Origin of the sequence: Janthinobacterium sp. 35, from assembly GCF_002754575.1 — a bacterium.
Lineage (GTDB): Bacteria > Pseudomonadota > Gammaproteobacteria > Burkholderiales > Burkholderiaceae_D > Janthinobacterium > Janthinobacterium tructae.
In genome coordinates this window covers 3,052,434-3,067,588 of the sequence record NZ_PEFN01000001.1, presented here as the reverse complement: position 1 = coordinate 3,067,588, position 15,155 = coordinate 3,052,434, and the positions used below count along the sequence as shown (strand labels likewise).

Annotated in this window: 12 protein-coding genes; 8 read left to right on the top strand and 4 right to left on the bottom strand. The window is 61.5% G+C overall.

Going from position 1 to position 15,155, the window contains the following annotated elements:
* Nucleotides 1-188: 188 nt before the first annotated feature.
* Entirely contained in the window at nucleotides 189-1,217 is a 1,029-nt protein-coding gene (locus CLU93_RS13620; RefSeq protein ID WP_099761884.1) for a LacI family DNA-binding transcriptional regulator, read from the bottom strand.
* Between the two features lie 7 nt (nucleotides 1,218-1,224).
* Complete coding sequence (locus CLU93_RS13615) at nucleotides 1,225-1,839, bottom strand: glutathione S-transferase N-terminal domain-containing protein (protein ID WP_099761883.1); 615 nt, start codon at nucleotides 1,837-1,839, stop codon at nucleotides 1,225-1,227.
* Between the two features lie 277 nt (nucleotides 1,840-2,116).
* Here CLU93_RS13615 and purB point away from each other — a divergent pair, with 277 nt between their 5' ends.
* From purB to CLU93_RS13585, 6 genes are all read left to right on the top strand, one after another.
* Nucleotides 2,117-3,496 carry an adenylosuccinate lyase gene (purB, locus tag CLU93_RS13610; protein WP_099761882.1) on the top strand — a complete coding sequence of 460 codons (1,380 nt, stop codon included), beginning with the start codon at nucleotides 2,117-2,119 and terminating at the stop codon, nucleotides 3,494-3,496.
* 186 nt (nucleotides 3,497-3,682) lie between these two features.
* Nucleotides 3,683-4,207 (top strand): cytochrome b, encoded by a 525-nt coding sequence (locus tag CLU93_RS13605; RefSeq protein WP_070311507.1) that lies wholly within the window; start codon nucleotides 3,683-3,685, stop codon nucleotides 4,205-4,207.
* A 41-nt stretch (nucleotides 4,208-4,248) separates the two neighbouring features.
* The gene (locus CLU93_RS13600) at nucleotides 4,249-4,803 is read left to right on the top strand and encodes a YceI family protein (RefSeq protein ID WP_099761881.1); all 555 of its coding nucleotides are present in this window, start codon (nucleotides 4,249-4,251) and stop codon (nucleotides 4,801-4,803) included.
* A 36-nt stretch (nucleotides 4,804-4,839) separates the two neighbouring features.
* Nucleotides 4,840-5,415: a YceI family protein gene (locus CLU93_RS13595; RefSeq protein ID WP_099761880.1), complete on the top strand. Its 576-nt coding sequence runs from the start codon at nucleotides 4,840-4,842 to the stop codon at nucleotides 5,413-5,415.
* Nucleotides 5,416-5,579: 164 nt separating this feature from the next.
* Complete coding sequence (locus tag CLU93_RS13590; protein WP_071075198.1) at nucleotides 5,580-5,849, top strand: GlsB/YeaQ/YmgE family stress response membrane protein; 270 nt, start codon at nucleotides 5,580-5,582, stop codon at nucleotides 5,847-5,849.
* Nucleotides 5,850-6,154: 305 nt separating this feature from the next.
* On the top strand, nucleotides 6,155-8,308 hold the full coding sequence (locus tag CLU93_RS13585; RefSeq protein WP_099761879.1) for a S46 family peptidase: 2,154 nt from the start codon (nucleotides 6,155-6,157) through the stop codon (nucleotides 8,306-8,308).
* A gap of 68 nt (nucleotides 8,309-8,376) precedes the next feature.
* On the opposite strand, the gene CLU93_RS13580 is transcribed toward CLU93_RS13585, so the two are convergent.
* Entirely contained in the window at nucleotides 8,377-8,943 is a 567-nt protein-coding gene (locus CLU93_RS13580) for a hypothetical protein (protein WP_099761878.1), read from the bottom strand.
* A 149-nt stretch (nucleotides 8,944-9,092) separates the two neighbouring features.
* Here CLU93_RS13580 and CLU93_RS13575 point away from each other — a divergent pair, with 149 nt between their 5' ends.
* Both CLU93_RS13575 and CLU93_RS13570 read left to right on the top strand, forming a co-directional pair.
* The gene (locus CLU93_RS13575; protein ID WP_099761877.1) at nucleotides 9,093-10,781 is read left to right on the top strand and encodes a M14 family zinc carboxypeptidase; all 1,689 of its coding nucleotides are present in this window, start codon (nucleotides 9,093-9,095) and stop codon (nucleotides 10,779-10,781) included.
* A 90-nt stretch (nucleotides 10,782-10,871) separates the two neighbouring features.
* A complete protein-coding gene (locus tag CLU93_RS13570; RefSeq protein WP_099761876.1) occupies nucleotides 10,872-13,025 on the top strand; it encodes an FUSC family protein in 2,154 nt (717 codons plus the stop codon).
* Nucleotides 13,026-13,153: 128 nt separating this feature from the next.
* On the opposite strand, the gene CLU93_RS13565 is transcribed toward CLU93_RS13570, so the two are convergent.
* On the bottom strand, nucleotides 13,154-15,115 hold the full coding sequence (locus CLU93_RS13565; protein WP_257224956.1) for a S9 family peptidase: 1,962 nt from the start codon (nucleotides 15,113-15,115) through the stop codon (nucleotides 13,154-13,156).
* Between the last annotated feature and the right edge of the window lie 40 nt (nucleotides 15,116-15,155).

The following is a 15,155-nucleotide window of genomic DNA, read 5'->3' as shown; positions in this document are numbered from 1 at the left end:
ATCGATTGCAATCGAGCGCTGCAACATGGAATTTATGTTGTTTTTAAGGGAATATCACGGGCAATACAGAGGGAAACAGGCGGGGTTTGAAACGAATACAGGGTTTTTCATGCTGCCATGCAGCATGAAAATTAACGGAAAAATCTGAAATTATTGCAATCGGTTGCAATCGATAGGAGATGCGCGCCTCAGCGGCCCGAGGCGCGTACGATCAGCTCGGTTGGTAATTGCCGCGATGGCGCAGGCGCGCCGTCGACCAGCGCCAGCAGCGAGGCCACCAGCGCGCGCCCGGCGGCGCGGATCGGCTGGCGCACGGTGGTCAGCGGCGGGTGGAAATACGCGGCCAGTTCGATATCGTCGTAACCGACCACGGCCACCTGTTCCGGCACGGCCACGCCGCGCGCGCGCAGGGCGCTGATGGCGCTCATGGCCAGCAAGTCGCTGCAGGCAAAGATGGCGTCGAACGGGATCTGGCGATCCAGCAGTTCCTGCACGTCCGTCGCGCCACCCTGCGGCAGGAAGGAGCCGGCCACGTACAGTTGCGGGTCGGGCGCCAGTCCCTGCGCGGCCAGCGCCTGCGCATAGCCCTGGTGGCGCTGCGCCACTTCGGGCAGCTTGGCGTCGCCAAAGAAGGCGATGCGCGTGCGCCCCGCCGCCAGCAAGTGTTCCGTGGCCAGCCTGCCGCCAGCGACGTTATCGCCGCCAACGGTGCAATACAGCTGCTGCGGCAATTGCGCGCCCCACACGACGATGGGCACCTGGCGCGCGGCCAGCTGGTTCAGTTGTTCATGGTGGCGCCACTGGCCGATCAAGATGATGCCGATCACGCGGCCGCTATCGAAGGACTGGGCGGCCGCATCGAGCGTTTCGGCATCGACGCGCGAAATGAGCATGTCGAAGCCCTGCTCCGTCAGCGCATCGGCCAGGCTGCCCAGCATGCTGAGGAAAAAAGGGTCGGACAGGTGCTGGCGCGTGGCCGCGTCATACGGCACCACCACGCCGACCGTGCGGTTCTGTTTCAGGCGCAGGTTTTGCGCGCCGATATTGATGGAATACTTGAGCGAACGGGCCAGCGCGATGACGCGCGTGCGCGTCTCTTCATTGACCAGCGAACTGCCGCTCAGCGCGCGCGACACGGTGGACGTGGACACGCCGGCCAGGCGCGCGATATCGGCCATCTGCAGGCGTTGCTGCGCCTTCGAATCGGTACCGGTCATCGTGCGCTCACTGCGGCACGGTGTCCTTGAACGATGGCCGCTCGGACAGTTTGTCGAACAGGCGCGCCAGCGCGGGATGCTCGGCGCGCCAGTCGATTTCCGGGAAACGGAAGCTGAGCCAGCCCAGCGCGCAGCCCACGGCCACGTCGGCCAGGGTGTAGTTCTTGCCGGCGCAATACGCGCTCTCGCCCAGGCGCGCTTCCAGCGCGGCCAGGCCCAAGGTGATTTTGTCGAGCTGGCGCGCGATCCAGGCCGCGCTTTGCTGCTCGGGCGGGCGCTGCGTGCGCTCCAGGCGCACCAGCACGCCCGCGTCGAGGATGCCGTCGGCCAGCGCTTCCCAGTTCTTGATATCGGCCCGCTCGCGGCCATTGCCGCCGGCCGGCAGCAGCTTGCACACAGGCGTGAGCGTGTCGAGGTATTCGACGATGACTTTCGAATCGATCAGCGTGCTGCCATCCTCCATCACCAGGCAGGGCACCTTGCCCAGCGGATTGGCCTGGGCGATGCGGGTTTCCGGCGCCCACACGTTTTCCAGCTCAAAGACATAGTCGAGCTTTTTTTCCGCCAGCACGATACGGGCTTTGCGGACATACGGGCTGGCAAGGGAGCCGATCAGTTTCATAGGTACTTTAAGGTAAAGGAGCAGCAAGCAGTATAGCATCGGCGGCAGCGGCGTTTGGCAGCACGCGCCCGGCGCTCGCCGCAGTGTGGCAGGCATGCCGCATCGGGGCCGGATTTGGCCAGATTGCGGTGCGCTGGAGCCCGACTGACGGCTGGCCAGCGGCCAGCGGTGGTAAAATCGCCCTTTACTGTGGCGCCGTCAGTGTTGCTGTATTGCGATAGCCCTGCCCTCCCCGCGCGCCACACGCCAACCGTTTCTTTAACTTGCGTCCGCTCTCATGACTTCTACTACTCCGTATTCCACGCTGTCGGCCCTGTCTCCGCTCGATGGCCGCTACGCCAGCAAGACCGATCTGCTGCGCCCGATCCTGTCCGAAGCCGGTTTCATGCACCACCGCGTGAAAGTGGAAATCTCCTGGCTGCAAGCGCTGTCGCAAGCCGGTTTCGCTGAAATCAAGCCGTTCTCGGCGGAAGCAACCGCCCTGCTCGACAAGATGGCAGCCGACTTTTCGGAAGCCGACGCGGCCCGCATCAAGGCCATCGAAGCGGTCACCAACCATGACGTCAAGGCGGTCGAGTACTGGCTGAAGGAACAAGTAGCGGACGTGCCGGAACTGGTGGCGGCGTCGGAATTCATCCATTTCGCCTGCACCTCGGAAGACATCAACAACACCTCGCACGGCATGATGCTGAAAGCCGCGCGCGATGGCGTGATGCTGCCGGCCCTGCAAGGCCTGGTGACCAAGCTGACGCAGATCGCGCACGACAATGCGGACGTGCCGATGCTGTCGCGCACGCATGGCCAGACGGCCAGCCCGACCACCCTGGGCAAGGAAATGGCCAACGTCGTGGCCCGCTTGCAGCGCGCCGTGAAACGCATCGAGCAAGTGGAAATCCTCGGCAAGATGAATGGCGCAGTCGGCAACTACAACGCCCATTTGTCCGCCTACCCCGGCTTTGACTGGCCGGCATTCTCGCAAGCCGTCATCGAACAGCGCCTGGGCCTGGTCTTCAACCCGTACACCATCCAGATCGAGCCGCACGATTACATGGCCGAGCTGTTCGACGCCTTCGCGCGCGCCAACACGATCTTGCTGGACCTGAACCGCGACATCTGGACGTATGTCTCGCTGGGATATTTCAAGCAGAAGCTGAAAGCGGGCGAAATCGGTTCGTCGACCATGCCGCACAAGGTCAACCCGATCGACTTCGAGAACTCGGAAGGCAACCTGGGCCTGGCCAACGCCATCCTGAAACACCTGTCGGAAAAACTGCCCGTCTCGCGCATGCAGCGCGACCTGACCGATTCGACCGTGCTGCGCAATATCGGCGTGGGCCTGGGCTACACCCTGCTGGCCTATGACAGCTGCCTGCGCGGCCTGAACAAGCTGGAAGTGAACCACGCGCGCCTGGCGCAAGACCTGGACGCCACCTGGGAAGTGCTGGCCGAGCCCGTACAAACCGTGATGCGCCGCTATGGCATCGAAAACCCGTACGAGCAGCTGAAAGAGCTGACGCGCGGCAAGGGCATCTCGAAAGAAGCGCTGCAAACCTTCGTCAATGGCCTGGCCATTCCGCAGGATGCCAAGGACGTGCTGCTGACCATGACGCCGGGTAACTACATCGGTATCGCGGCGCAATTGGCCAAGGCAATCTAGGCGACCATCGCACCCCAGATCAGGCAGATCCACTCCCGCGGGGCGGCCAGCATACAAATGCTGCCCGCCCCGCGGTTTTTCCGGCAATCTTTCTTGTAGAATCGGCAGCACACTGCGCAATTTGCTTTTCTTTGGTATATTAGGCCGAATTAGTCCTAATGCGTACTACATTCAAGAAAGCCTCCGATGCAACGCTACACCACCACCGCCATCATCCTGCACTGGCTGACCGCCCTGCTGATCATCAGCGCCTTCGTCATGGGCCTGGTCATGACGGACATTCCCGGCCTGACGCCGACCAAACTCAAATATTTCTCCTGGCACAAGTGGCTCGGTGTGACCGTGCTGGCCATCGCCGCCATCCGCCTGCTGTGGCGCAAGGCCAACGTGCCGCCACCGCACCCGGCCAGCATGGTTGCCTGGCAAAAGAAGGCGGCCGACGCCATGCACGTGCTGCTGTATATCCTGATCTTCGCCGTGCCCATCTCCGGCTACCTGTACACCCTGGCAGCCGGCGTGCCGGTGGTCTATCTGGGCCTGTTCCAGTTGCCGGTCATCATGGCGCCGAACCCGGAACTTAAGCCGCTCTTAAAAGAAATTCATTATGTTCTGAACATGACAATGGCCGCCGCCGTGGCCGCCCATGTGCTGGCGGCGCTGAAACACCAGTTCATCGACCGCGACGGCGTCCTCAAGCGCATGTTGCCGTAACACCGACTTCCCTTGCTCACTGAAACTCCAGGAAAAATAAGATGAAAACCACCCAACGCCTCGTCCTCGCTTCCCTGCTGGGCCTGTCCGTGGCCGCCACCGCCGCCACCCTGCTGAAAGTCGATCCCGCCAAGACCAGCGTGTCGGCCGTGTTCAAGCAAATGAACGTGCCCGTGGAAGCGAAGTTCAAGAAATTCACTATCGCCATCGATTACAACCCGGCCACGCCGGACGCTTCGAAGGCGTCGGTGGAGATCGAGACGGCCAGCATCGATATCGGCGACCCCGAGTACAACAAGGAAGTGGCCAAGAAAGAATGGTTCAACTCGGCCCAGTTCCCGAAAGCCACCTTTGTCTCAAGCAGCATCAAGGCCGCCGGCGCGGGCAAACTGACGGTAAGCGGCAAGCTGAGCATCAAAGGCAAGACCACCGACGTGACCTTCCCCCTGTCGGTGAAAGCCGACGGCGGTAAATATGCGTTCGACGGCGCCCTGCCGATCAAGCGCCTGACCTACAACATCGGCGAAGGCGAGTGGAAAGACACGAGCATGGTCGCGGATGAAGTCACAATAAAATTCCACGTCGCAGCCCAATAATCGTTTTATTTCTCGTTGTTTAACTCTAGGAACTCAATGAAATTCAAGCACTTGATGATCGCCCTGCTGGCAACCGCCGGCGCGGGTTCGGCCATGGCCGCTACCGACACCTACAACCTCGACCCGACGCACACTTTCCCCAGCTTTGAAGCCGATCACATGGGCATGTCCGTCTGGCGCGGCAAGTTCAACAAGACCAAGGGAACCGTGACCCTGGACCGTGCCGCCAAGACGGGTAGCCTGGACCTGGTCATCGATGCCGATTCGATCGATTTCGGCCTCGACGCCATGAACACGCACGCGAAAAAAGCGGACATGTTCAATGTGGAAAAATTCCCGGCAATCACCTACAAGAGCAAGTCGTTCAAGTTCAATGGCGATCAGCTGGTGGAAGTCGATGGCGAACTGACCCTGCTGGGCGTGACCAAGCCCGTCAAATTGAACGTGAGCAAATTCAAGTGCATCATGCACCCGCGCTACAAGCGCGAAGTGTGCGGCGCCGATGCCAGCGCGGAATTCAAGCGCAGCGACTTTGGCCTGAACTACGGCATGCCGGCATTCTCGCCGGAAGTCAAGCTGGCCATCCAGGTCGAAGCGATCAAGGCCGACTAAACACGGCCTTGCCGCATGACAAGCCCGCCTCGCTGCCCGCAGCCAGGCGGGCTTTTGCATGCGCGACGCAAATCCGCTGGACTTTTCTATCGTGCGGCATCAGTATCACCTGGCATGATGTTTTTCTAACATGAAAACCACTCACCCATCGCGCGGAGGACTACATGAATTTCATTATCTGGATCGTTATTGGCGGCGTCATCGGCTGGCTGGCCAGCATGGTCATGAAAACCGATGCGCAACAGGGCATCTTCCTCAATATCGTCGTCGGCATCGTCGGCGCCTTTCTCGGTGGCTGGCTGCTGGCGCCGCTGTTCGGCACGGGCACCATCAACAGCGACAATTTCAGCCTGTCTTCGCTGCTGGTCTCGTTCCTGGGCGCCGTGATTCTGCTGGGCATCGTGAATCTTTTGCGCCGCGGCAAAATCCGCTAGACCGGCGACACGCCATCGTTCACCACATGTCCGGGCCGCGCAAGCTCCCGGACATTTCCTTGCCGCCAAGACAAGTATGGAAAAAATACCACAGCCGCCGTACGGAAAAATGCGCGCTGGCAGGCGATTTTCTCCCCCATGCCAGCACAAATAATGCAATTTAAGTAATTCGACATAAACATGCACCCCGGAAAATGTGATTGACTAGTGCGAGTTCGATACGGATACTCTAGGTCGCCCGCTGAGAAAAACACTGGGTACACGTTGGTTCCGACTTCCCACCATGTAAAAAGACTAGAACTCGAATGAAAAAATCTTTAATCGCGCTCGCCATCCTGAGCAATTTCGCACACGCCGACGAAGGCATGTGGATGCCCCAACAGCTGCCACAAGTAGCCAAGGAACTGAAAGCGGCCGGACTGAAACTCGATCCGACCACCCTGACCAAACTGACCGAGTTCCCGATGGGCGCCATCGTCAGCCTGGGCGGTTGCTCGGCCTCGTTCGTCTCGCCGCAAGGCCTGGTTGCCACCAACCACCATTGCGTCTACAACAGCGTGGCGGTCAATTCGACCAAGGAACGCGATTTGCTGGCCAACGGCTTCCTGGCCAAGACCTTCGCTGAAGAATTGCCGGCCGCTCCGGGCAGCCGCATCTTCGTCACCTCGGCCGTGACGAATGTCAGCGACAAGATCATCACCGCCGACGTGGCCAAGCTGCAAGGCAAGGCACGCATCGACGCGATCGAGAAAAACCAGAAAAAACTGGTCGCCGAATGCGAAAAAGAAGCCGGCTTCCGCTGCACCGTGTCGGCCTACTACGGCGGCCTGGAGTTCTACCTGATCAAGCAACTGGAAATCCGCGACGTGCGCCTGGTACACGCGCCTCCAGCGGGCGTGGGCAAATTCGGCGGCGACACCGACAACTGGATGTGGCCACGCCACACGGGCGACTACGGTTTCTACCGCGCCTATGTCAGCCGCGATGGCAAGGCTGCCGACTTCAGCAAGGACAACGTGCCTTACCAGCCAAAACACGTGCTGAAACTGGCCAAGGATGGCTTGAAAGAAGGCGATTTCGTGATGGTCCTGGGCTACCCTGGCCGCACCAACCGTCACCGCCTGCCATCGGAAGTGGCGTACACGTTTGACTGGAACTACCCGGCCTTCGTGAAAGCCTCGGGCGAAACCCTGGCCATCATCGCGCGCGAAACCAAGGACAACAAGGATGTCGCGCTGAAATACGCGGGTCAGGTCGCTGGCGTCAACAATTACTACAAGAACCGCCAAGGCATGCTCGATTCCTACGCCGGCAGCGACTTCCTGGCGCGCAAGACGACGGAACACGACGCGCTGAAAACCTGGGTCAACGCCACGCCAGCACGCAAGGCGGAATTTGCCGGCGACATCGAGCAGGTGGAAAAGCTGATCGCCGAGCGCGATGCCGACACCAAGCGCGACTTCTTCCTGGGCTACGCACAGCCACGCCTGCTGAACACGGCACGCAGCCTGTATCGTTTGTCCAACGAAAGCACCAAGGCCGATACGGAACGCAAGTCCGGCTACCAGACGCGCGATTTGCCGCGCCTGACCTCGGGCGTCACATCGGTCGAGCGCACCTACGATGAAAAAGTCGACAAGGCGCTGGTACTGAACAGCCTGACCAAGTACGCCGCGCAACCGGCAGCACAGCGCCGCGCCAGCTTCGACGCCGCCATCGGCATCAAGGACGGCATGTCGCCAGCCGAGCTGTCCGCCGCCCTGGACAAACTGTATGCCGGCAGCAAACTGGCCGACAAGGAAGAACGCGCAGCATGGCTGAAACGCACGCCAGCCGAATTCCAGGCCAGCAAGGACAGCTTCATCCAGGCAGCCGTCGCCATGTATCCGGATTCGCTGAAAAACGAAGCGGAAGACGAAGAACTGGCAGGCAAGATCCAGCAAGCCTACGCCAACTACATGAAAGCAAAAATTGCCTTCATGAAGAGCAAGGGGCAAGCCGTCTACCCTGACGCCAACAGCACCTTGCGCGTCACGTTCGGCAAAGTTGCCGGCCGTGACCATGGCGCCGATGGCACCACCTGGACCGCTTTCACCACCGTCAATGGCGTCGCCGCCAAAGCCACGGGCGAAGGCGAGTTCAATGCACCAGCGAAACAACTGGCCGCAATCAAAGCCAAGGACTTCGGCAAATTTGTCGATCCGAAGCTGAAAACCGTGCCGGTCGACTACCTGGCCACCCTGGATATCACCGGCGGCAACTCCGGTTCGGCTGCCTTGAACTCGAAAGGTGAATTCATCGGCCTGGCCTTCGACGGCACGCTGGACTCGATCATTTCCGATTGGGACTACAACAAGGCCAACACCCGTTCGATCCAGGTCGACCTGCGCTACATGCTGTGGAACATGAAACACATCGACCACGCCGACAACCTGCTGAAAGAAATGGGCGCTGAATAACAAAAAGCCATAACCCGGCAACGGGCGCTTTAGCCTGAGCCACTCCTGCGGGAGTGGCTTTTTTTCGCCTAACGTTTTACTTTGGTGAAACGGTAAGGCACAGCTTGCTCCGCGCCAAACACTGGCGCGCGACCTCTTCCCAGCGGCAACATGACCCGCCGGCCATCCTGCAGCAGCAAGGCCAGGTCGGCGCCGGGAAAGCGCTGCGCCAGCAGCCGATACACCGGCCAGGCAATGGCAGCGGCGGGAATCACGATGCGATAATCGGCCTCGCCAAAATCGAGCAGCAGCGCGGGCGCCTCAGGTCCCGGCAGCGCGGTGATGCGCAAGCGCGTGCCTCCCTTGACGAGCTCAAAGACTGACCACAGGGGCAAGCTGCGCTGCATGGCGCCGATCTGCAACTGCGGCGCCTGGCCCGCGTCGGCCGACGTCAGCAAGACGTCAGGCCGTTCTTCCGAGACTGCCCCATCGACGGCCAGCAGCCAGCCCCGGTAGCGTATCAGCGCGCCCCGGGCGGCGGCCGTCACGGCCCCGCCCTGCGCCACCGGCCCCTTGCTTGCCGGCAACCGCAACGGCGCCGCCTGTGCCGCCACGCAAATCCACGACACCAGCGCCGCCATCGCCATCTTGCCCATGCCGCCTCCCTTACACGTGAAAGGTATTCATAGCACAGGGACTGCAGCAAGCCCCTGCGGCGCATCAAGGCAGGAGCGCCGGTGCTACAATTGGCCCCTAGCGGGCGCACTTACCCAGCGCGCCTTCCCCCTCCCAGACTCAGACCGCTATGCCACCAGACTTGCGCACGACCTACGAACTCGGTAACCACAACCAGACCACGACCTGGCTGGAATGCATCACCTTCTACAAGGATCTCGCCGCACGCTATCCGCACGTGCTGCATTTCGAACAGATCGGCCTGTCCGACTCGGGCGTGCCCATCCACGCTGGCGTCGTCAGCGCGGACGGCGTGTTCGACCGCGAGCAAATCAAGCGCGCAGGGCGCACCGTTTTCTTCAATAACAACGGCATCCACCCGGGCGAACCGGAAGGCATCGACGCCTGCATGGCCATCGTGCGCGACCTTTGCACGCAACCCGAGCGCCTGGCGGCGCTGGGCAGCACCGTGCTGCTGTTCATTCCGATCTACAACGTCGATGGCAGCCTGAACCGCGCCAACACCTCGCGCGTAAACCAGGATGGCCCGGAGCAATTCGGTTTCCGCGGCAATAGCCGCCACCTGGACCTGAACCGCGATTTCATCAAGTGCGACAGCCTGAACGCGCAAGTGTTCAACCGCCTGCTGGCCAGCTGGGACCCGGACGTGATGGTCGACACGCATACGTCGAACGGCGCCGACTACCCGTACACGATGACCCTGATCCACACGCAGACGGATAAGCTGGGCAATGGCCTCGGCCCCTTCCTGCAAGACACCATGCTGCCGCACATCTTTGCGGCCATGGAAAGCGCCGGCTGGCCCACCTGCCCGTATGTGAATCCCGTCAAGGATAGCCCGGACCACGGCATCGCCGAATTCCTCGAAGTGCCGCGTTTCTCGACCGGTTTTGCGGCCCTGCATCACGTCATCGGTTTCATGCCGGAAACGCATATGTTGAAACCGTTTGCCGACCGCTACGCTTCCATGCGCGCCCTGCTCGACATCACGATGGCGTTTACCATCGAACATGGCGAGACAATCCGCCAATTGCGCGCGCAAGCCAAGGCGGCGGGCCGCACGCAAGCGGAATGGCCGATCCACTGGGCCATGAACGAAGAGCAGCCGTCGACCTTCCCCTTCAAGGGTTACGCGGCGCAATACACGCCGAGTCTCCTGGGCGACTACCAGCGCCTGTCCTACGACCGCTCGCAGCCGTGGGAACGCGATATCAAGTATTACAACCGCTTCGATGCGGACGTCACCATCGCCGCGCCGAAAGCCTATGTGGTGCCGCAAGCCTGGCGCGAAGTCATCGAGCGCCTGCGCTGGAACGGCGTGGAAATGAGCCGCATCACCGCCGAACAGACGCTAACGGCACGCTATTACCACATCGCATCCGTCGGTACGCGCGCCACCGCCTACGAAGGCCATATGTTCCACGATATGGTGGAAGTGGAAGCGCGCACGGACCAGTTCACCGTGCAGGCGGGCGATTATGTCATCAGCCTGGCGCAGGACAACGCGCGCTACGCCGTGGAAACGCTGGAACCGCAGGCGCACGACAGTTTCTTCCGCTGGGGCTTCTTCAACAGCGTGCTGGAGAAGAAAGAAGCGTTTTCCGATTACGTGTTTGAAGACATGGCATCCGAACTGTTGCGCGACGAACCGGCGCTGGCGGCCAAGTTTGCCGAGTGGAAAGCAGCCAACCCGGCCCTGCTGAGCAACCAGGAAGCCGTGCTCGATTTCATCTTTGAGCACTGCCAGCGCTTTGCCGAACCTGAATGGCGGCGCTACCCCGTCATTGCCCTGATGTAAATCAAGGCTGCAGCAACTGCAACATCCTGGCGCCGCATCGGAGATCCCGGTGCGGCGCCTCTTTCTGTGCCCTGCCCACAAGGTAATCCCATGCACTACGCACTGAACCTGCGCACCTTTATTTACAGTCATTATTTTTACCTGGGCTTGCGCGTGGCCGTCGGCCTGGTGGGCTTAGCCTTGCTGGTCCAGGAAATCAGCGACAGTGCCACCGCCATGACGGTATGCATCGGCGCCCTGTGCACGACCCTGATGGACATGCCCAGCCCGCTGCGCCACAAGTTCAACGAAATGCTGGCTTCCGTGCTGCTGTGCAGCGCCGTCACCTTGCTGATCAGCCTGTGCGGGCCCGTGCAGTGGCTGTTGATGACGGTGCTCGTGCTGGTGAGTTTTCTCGCCAGCATGATGGTGGTGTACGGCAAGAAATCCATGCCCTTGCAGCTGGCCGCCCTGTTCATCATGACCATGTCGATGGAGCACGAGATGACGTGGCAGCAATCGTTTCACCACGCGGGCCTGTTCATGCTCGGTGGCCTCATCTATCTGGCCTATGCCATGGCCATCGCCTGGGTCTTGCGCCACCGCATCAAACAGCAAGTGCTGGCCGAAGCCCTGTTCGAGTTAGCCGCCTACATCGACATCAAGGCCGATTTCTACGATACGCGTTTCAATCTGACGGAGCAATTCAACAAGCTGGTGCGCCATCAAAGCATTTTGGCCGACCGCCAGCAAGCGTCGCGCGACCTGATTTTGCGCAGCCACAAGAACAGCAAGGATGCCATCGTGGTGCAGGTGCACGTGTGCATGCTCGATTTATATGAACTGATCCTTTCCACGCACACCGATTACGCGCTGCTGCGCCAGCACCTGACCGACTCCGAGGTACTGCAATCCTTGCATGACCTCGCCTACAAGGCGGCGCGCGATATCGAAGCCGTGGCGTATGCCGTCACGCGCAAGCGCGCCTCGTATGCGCAGATCAGCTATGACAAGGAATGGGCCGATATCGAAGCGGAAATTGCCCGTCTGCACGCACAAGGCGACGCTGCGCAGGAAGCGCTGGCGACCCTGCGCGCGCAGCGCAACAAGATCCGCGCCATTTTAAAAATGATAGCCGAGCTGCACCTGGCCACGCAAAAAGTCTATGCCGACGTGCCGTTCTGGAGCGGCGCCGACATGGCGCCGTTCTTGTCGCAGCAGAAATACGAGCTGAAAACCCTGCTGTCGAATTTGCGCCTCGATTCGCCCGTGTTCCGCTTCGCCCTGCGCGTCTCGATGGCCATCTCTGTAGGTTTGCTGATCGGCCACTGGCTGCCGTACGCGGCGCACAGCTACTGGATCGTGCTCACCATCGTCATCATTTTGCGCCCCACGTTCAGCATGACGCGCCAGCGCCGCGCCGACCGCATCATCGGCACCATCATCGGCTGCGTGGTCACGGCCATCGTGATCCGCTTTGTGCACAGCAATATCGTGCTGATGGCCATTTTATTTCTCTCCATCGTGGCCACGCCCACCTTCATTTATCTGCGCTACCGCTACACGGCCATCGCCGTCAGCCTGATGATCTTGCTGCAAATGCACCTGGTGGCGCCCAGCAATCCGAACCTCGTCAGCGAACGCCTGATCGACACCCTGATCGGCGCGGCGGTGGCCAGCGTGTTCAGCTTTGTGCTGGCCAACTGGGAATACCAGAGCCTGCCACGCCTCGTGCGCCAGGTGCTCAACGTGAACCTCGGCTATATGCAGGCCAGCTTCGCGCTGCTGCAGGGGAAATGCTTCGATGATTTCGCCTACCGCATCGAGCGCAAGCGTTTGATGGACAGCCTGGCCACCCTCAGCTCGGCACTGGTGCGCATGCTCGACGAACCGGCCAGCAAGCAGCGGGCCGTGGAAGACATCAACCTGTTCATCGTGCAAAATTACTTGCTGGTGGCCCACGTGGCGGCGCTGCGCTCGATCCTGGGGCGCCACGCCAGCCAGCTGCCTGTCGCGCCCGTCAACGCCCTGCTTGGCCACAGCCACACGCAAGTGTGCCTGACCCTGTCGCGCGCGCTGGAGCAACTCGACGACAAGGCGGCCATCAGCGCGCCGCTGGCCGCTCCTGCCGCGCCGCCCGTCAGCGACGTAGCCTGGTCCGGCTGGCCGCTGGTCAAGCGACGCATCCGGTTGTTGCAGGCAGATGCGGACAAGATTGTGGTACATAGCGCCGCGATCGTGCATATCGTTTCACCGCGCGCCTGACAAAAAGTCCATGGCGTTGTTGCCGCGCCTCGTCGTACATTCGTACTGCCTTCGGCACGGCGCCTAGCCCTGAACATTTTGTCAGCCGCGTTATCCAGGCTGGCCTGCCTGCGGCAGGCCACTGATCACTACTTCAAATACCGTTCAAACCAGCCGATGGTGCGTTTCTGCAAGTCGCGCTGGTGTTCGGGCTTGCGGAAGGAATGGCCTTCGCCGTCGTAGATGAACAGGCTGGACGGCACGCCCATGGCGCGCAAGCCGTGCCAGAATTCCAGCGACTGGGCGGCCGGCGTTTCCACGTCGCGCTCGCCCACATAGATCAGGGTCGGCGTCTTGGCCGCCTTGATCGATTCGATCGGCGAGGCACGGCGGTAGACCTCGGGCTTGTCATAGGCGGAGGCGCCGAAGAAGGGGATCATCCACTGGTTGATGCCGTTCTGGCCGTAATAACTGATCCAGTTCGATACGCCCGCGCCCGCCACGGCCGCCTTGAAGCGGTCGCTGTGCGTGACGCCCCACATGGTCATGAAGCCGCCATACGAATGGCCGATCAGGCCCAGGCGCTGGCCGTCGACGGGTGCCACTTTTTCCACCGCATCGATACCGGCCAGGATGTCGCGCCAGTCGCCGCCGCCAAAGTCGGCCATATTGGCGCGCGTAAACGCCTGGCCCTGGCCAAAGCTGCCGCGTGGATTCGGCAGGAAGACGAAATAGCCTTTTTGCGTCAATTCCTCGATCACGGTGCTCGCTGCCACATAACGGGGCGAGGCGGCAGCGCCTGGGCCGCCATGCACGTTGACGATCATCGGGTAGCGCTTGCCAGCCTCCACCGACAACGGTCCCAGCAGCCAGCCCTGCACCTTGTATTGCTCGTTGTTCCAGCCCACGTTCCGCACCGTCAGTTGCGGCGCAAAGCCGTCATTGTCGCGCGTGATCTTTTTCAGCTGGCCCACCGGTCCCGCCACCAGGTAAGAAGGGTGCGTAAAATCTTCCTGTACGGCAGCGGCTTGCCGGCCATCGGCGCTGAACGACAGACGGCCATCGCTGCCGCTGCTGCTGATCTCACCGAGCAGCAGCGGCTGGGCCGGACCGCTTTGCGCATCGAGGGGCACCAGCGCCAGCTGCGAATCGATCAGGGCCGTTGCCAGCAAACCGGTACCGCGCCAGACGACGCCATTGAAGGTACCGCGATAATCTTGCGTCAGATTGCGCGGCGTGCCGCCGGCCAGCGGCACCGTGTAGATATCGCCGCCGATGGAGCCGAAATCGCTCATCAGGCCGCCGATGAAGACCACCGTCTTGCCATCCGGCGAAACCGATGGCAGGTTCAGCTGCATGGCCGGTGAAGCGATCACGCGCAGGGCGCCCGTGGCCGCATCGATATGGCTGAGCTTGGCGACCCACCAGTTGCTGTCGCCATTACCTTGCGCGCTGGTGGCGACGAAGCCGCGGCCATCGGGCGTCCAGCTGTATTCATACACATAGGTGTCGCCTGGTGACAGCAAACGCGGCTCACCGCCGCTGGCAGACACCACGGCGATGCGCTGGGCATCGTCTTCGCTGCCCACTTCACCCACCTGGCGCGCGCCTGCCTCCGCGGCGCCGGCCAGCTTGCGCGCGCCCACCGTGGCGAGCAAGGCGACCTGCTTGCCATCGGGCGACCAGCGCGCCGTGTTGGCCACGCCCTTGATACTGGTTAACATCCGCACCGGCGCCTGCGACAGGGTGGCCAGGTACAGCTGCGCCGTGCCCGCCTTGGCGTCGTAGCCGACGAAGGCCAGCTGCCTGCCGTCCGGCGACCAGCTGGGCTTGTCGTACGAACACACGGTGCAAGGATCGAATTGCTGCACGATGGCGCCGTTGGCGGCATCGCGCACGACGATGACTGCATGCGGGCGCTGCGGCTGCGGCTGCGGCTGTTCCGCCGCCTTGCTCGATTCGATGGCGGCGATGTGCTGGCCATTGGCCGACAGGGCCACGGCGCGGTAATCGCGCAATGCCGGCTCGGTTGCAGGGGCGGCCTGCGCCAGGCTCGCCAGAAGGCTGCTAGCCAGCAAGCCGCAGGCGGCCAGATCAGTTATTTTCATCATGTAAATTCCGGTTAGAAATAAAAAAAACCGCCGGCAAGCG

Excerpts from the sequence above, each read along its gene's own strand:
- CLU93_RS13620 (WP_099761884.1), bottom strand. The coding sequence starts at position 1,217 with ATGACCGGTACCGATTCGAAGGCGCAGCAACGCCTGCAGATGGCCGAT.
- CLU93_RS13615 (WP_099761883.1), bottom strand. The coding sequence starts at position 1,839 with ATGAAACTGATCGGCTCCCTTGCCAGCCCGTATGTCCGCAAAGCCCGT.
- purB (WP_099761882.1), top strand. The coding sequence starts at position 2,117 with ATGACTTCTACTACTCCGTATTCCACGCTGTCGGCCCTGTCTCCGCTC.
- CLU93_RS13605 (WP_070311507.1), top strand. The coding sequence starts at position 3,683 with ATGCAACGCTACACCACCACCGCCATCATCCTGCACTGGCTGACCGCC.
- CLU93_RS13600 (WP_099761881.1), top strand. The coding sequence starts at position 4,249 with ATGAAAACCACCCAACGCCTCGTCCTCGCTTCCCTGCTGGGCCTGTCC.
- CLU93_RS13595 (WP_099761880.1), top strand. The coding sequence starts at position 4,840 with ATGAAATTCAAGCACTTGATGATCGCCCTGCTGGCAACCGCCGGCGCG.
- CLU93_RS13590 (WP_071075198.1), top strand. The coding sequence starts at position 5,580 with ATGAATTTCATTATCTGGATCGTTATTGGCGGCGTCATCGGCTGGCTG.
- CLU93_RS13585 (WP_099761879.1), top strand. The coding sequence starts at position 6,155 with ATGAAAAAATCTTTAATCGCGCTCGCCATCCTGAGCAATTTCGCACAC.
- CLU93_RS13580 (WP_099761878.1), bottom strand. The coding sequence starts at position 8,943 with ATGGGCAAGATGGCGATGGCGGCGCTGGTGTCGTGGATTTGCGTGGCG.
- CLU93_RS13575 (WP_099761877.1), top strand. The coding sequence starts at position 9,093 with ATGCCACCAGACTTGCGCACGACCTACGAACTCGGTAACCACAACCAG.
- CLU93_RS13570 (WP_099761876.1), top strand. The coding sequence starts at position 10,872 with ATGCACTACGCACTGAACCTGCGCACCTTTATTTACAGTCATTATTTT.
- CLU93_RS13565 (WP_257224956.1), bottom strand. The coding sequence starts at position 15,115 with ATGATGAAAATAACTGATCTGGCCGCCTGCGGCTTGCTGGCTAGCAGC.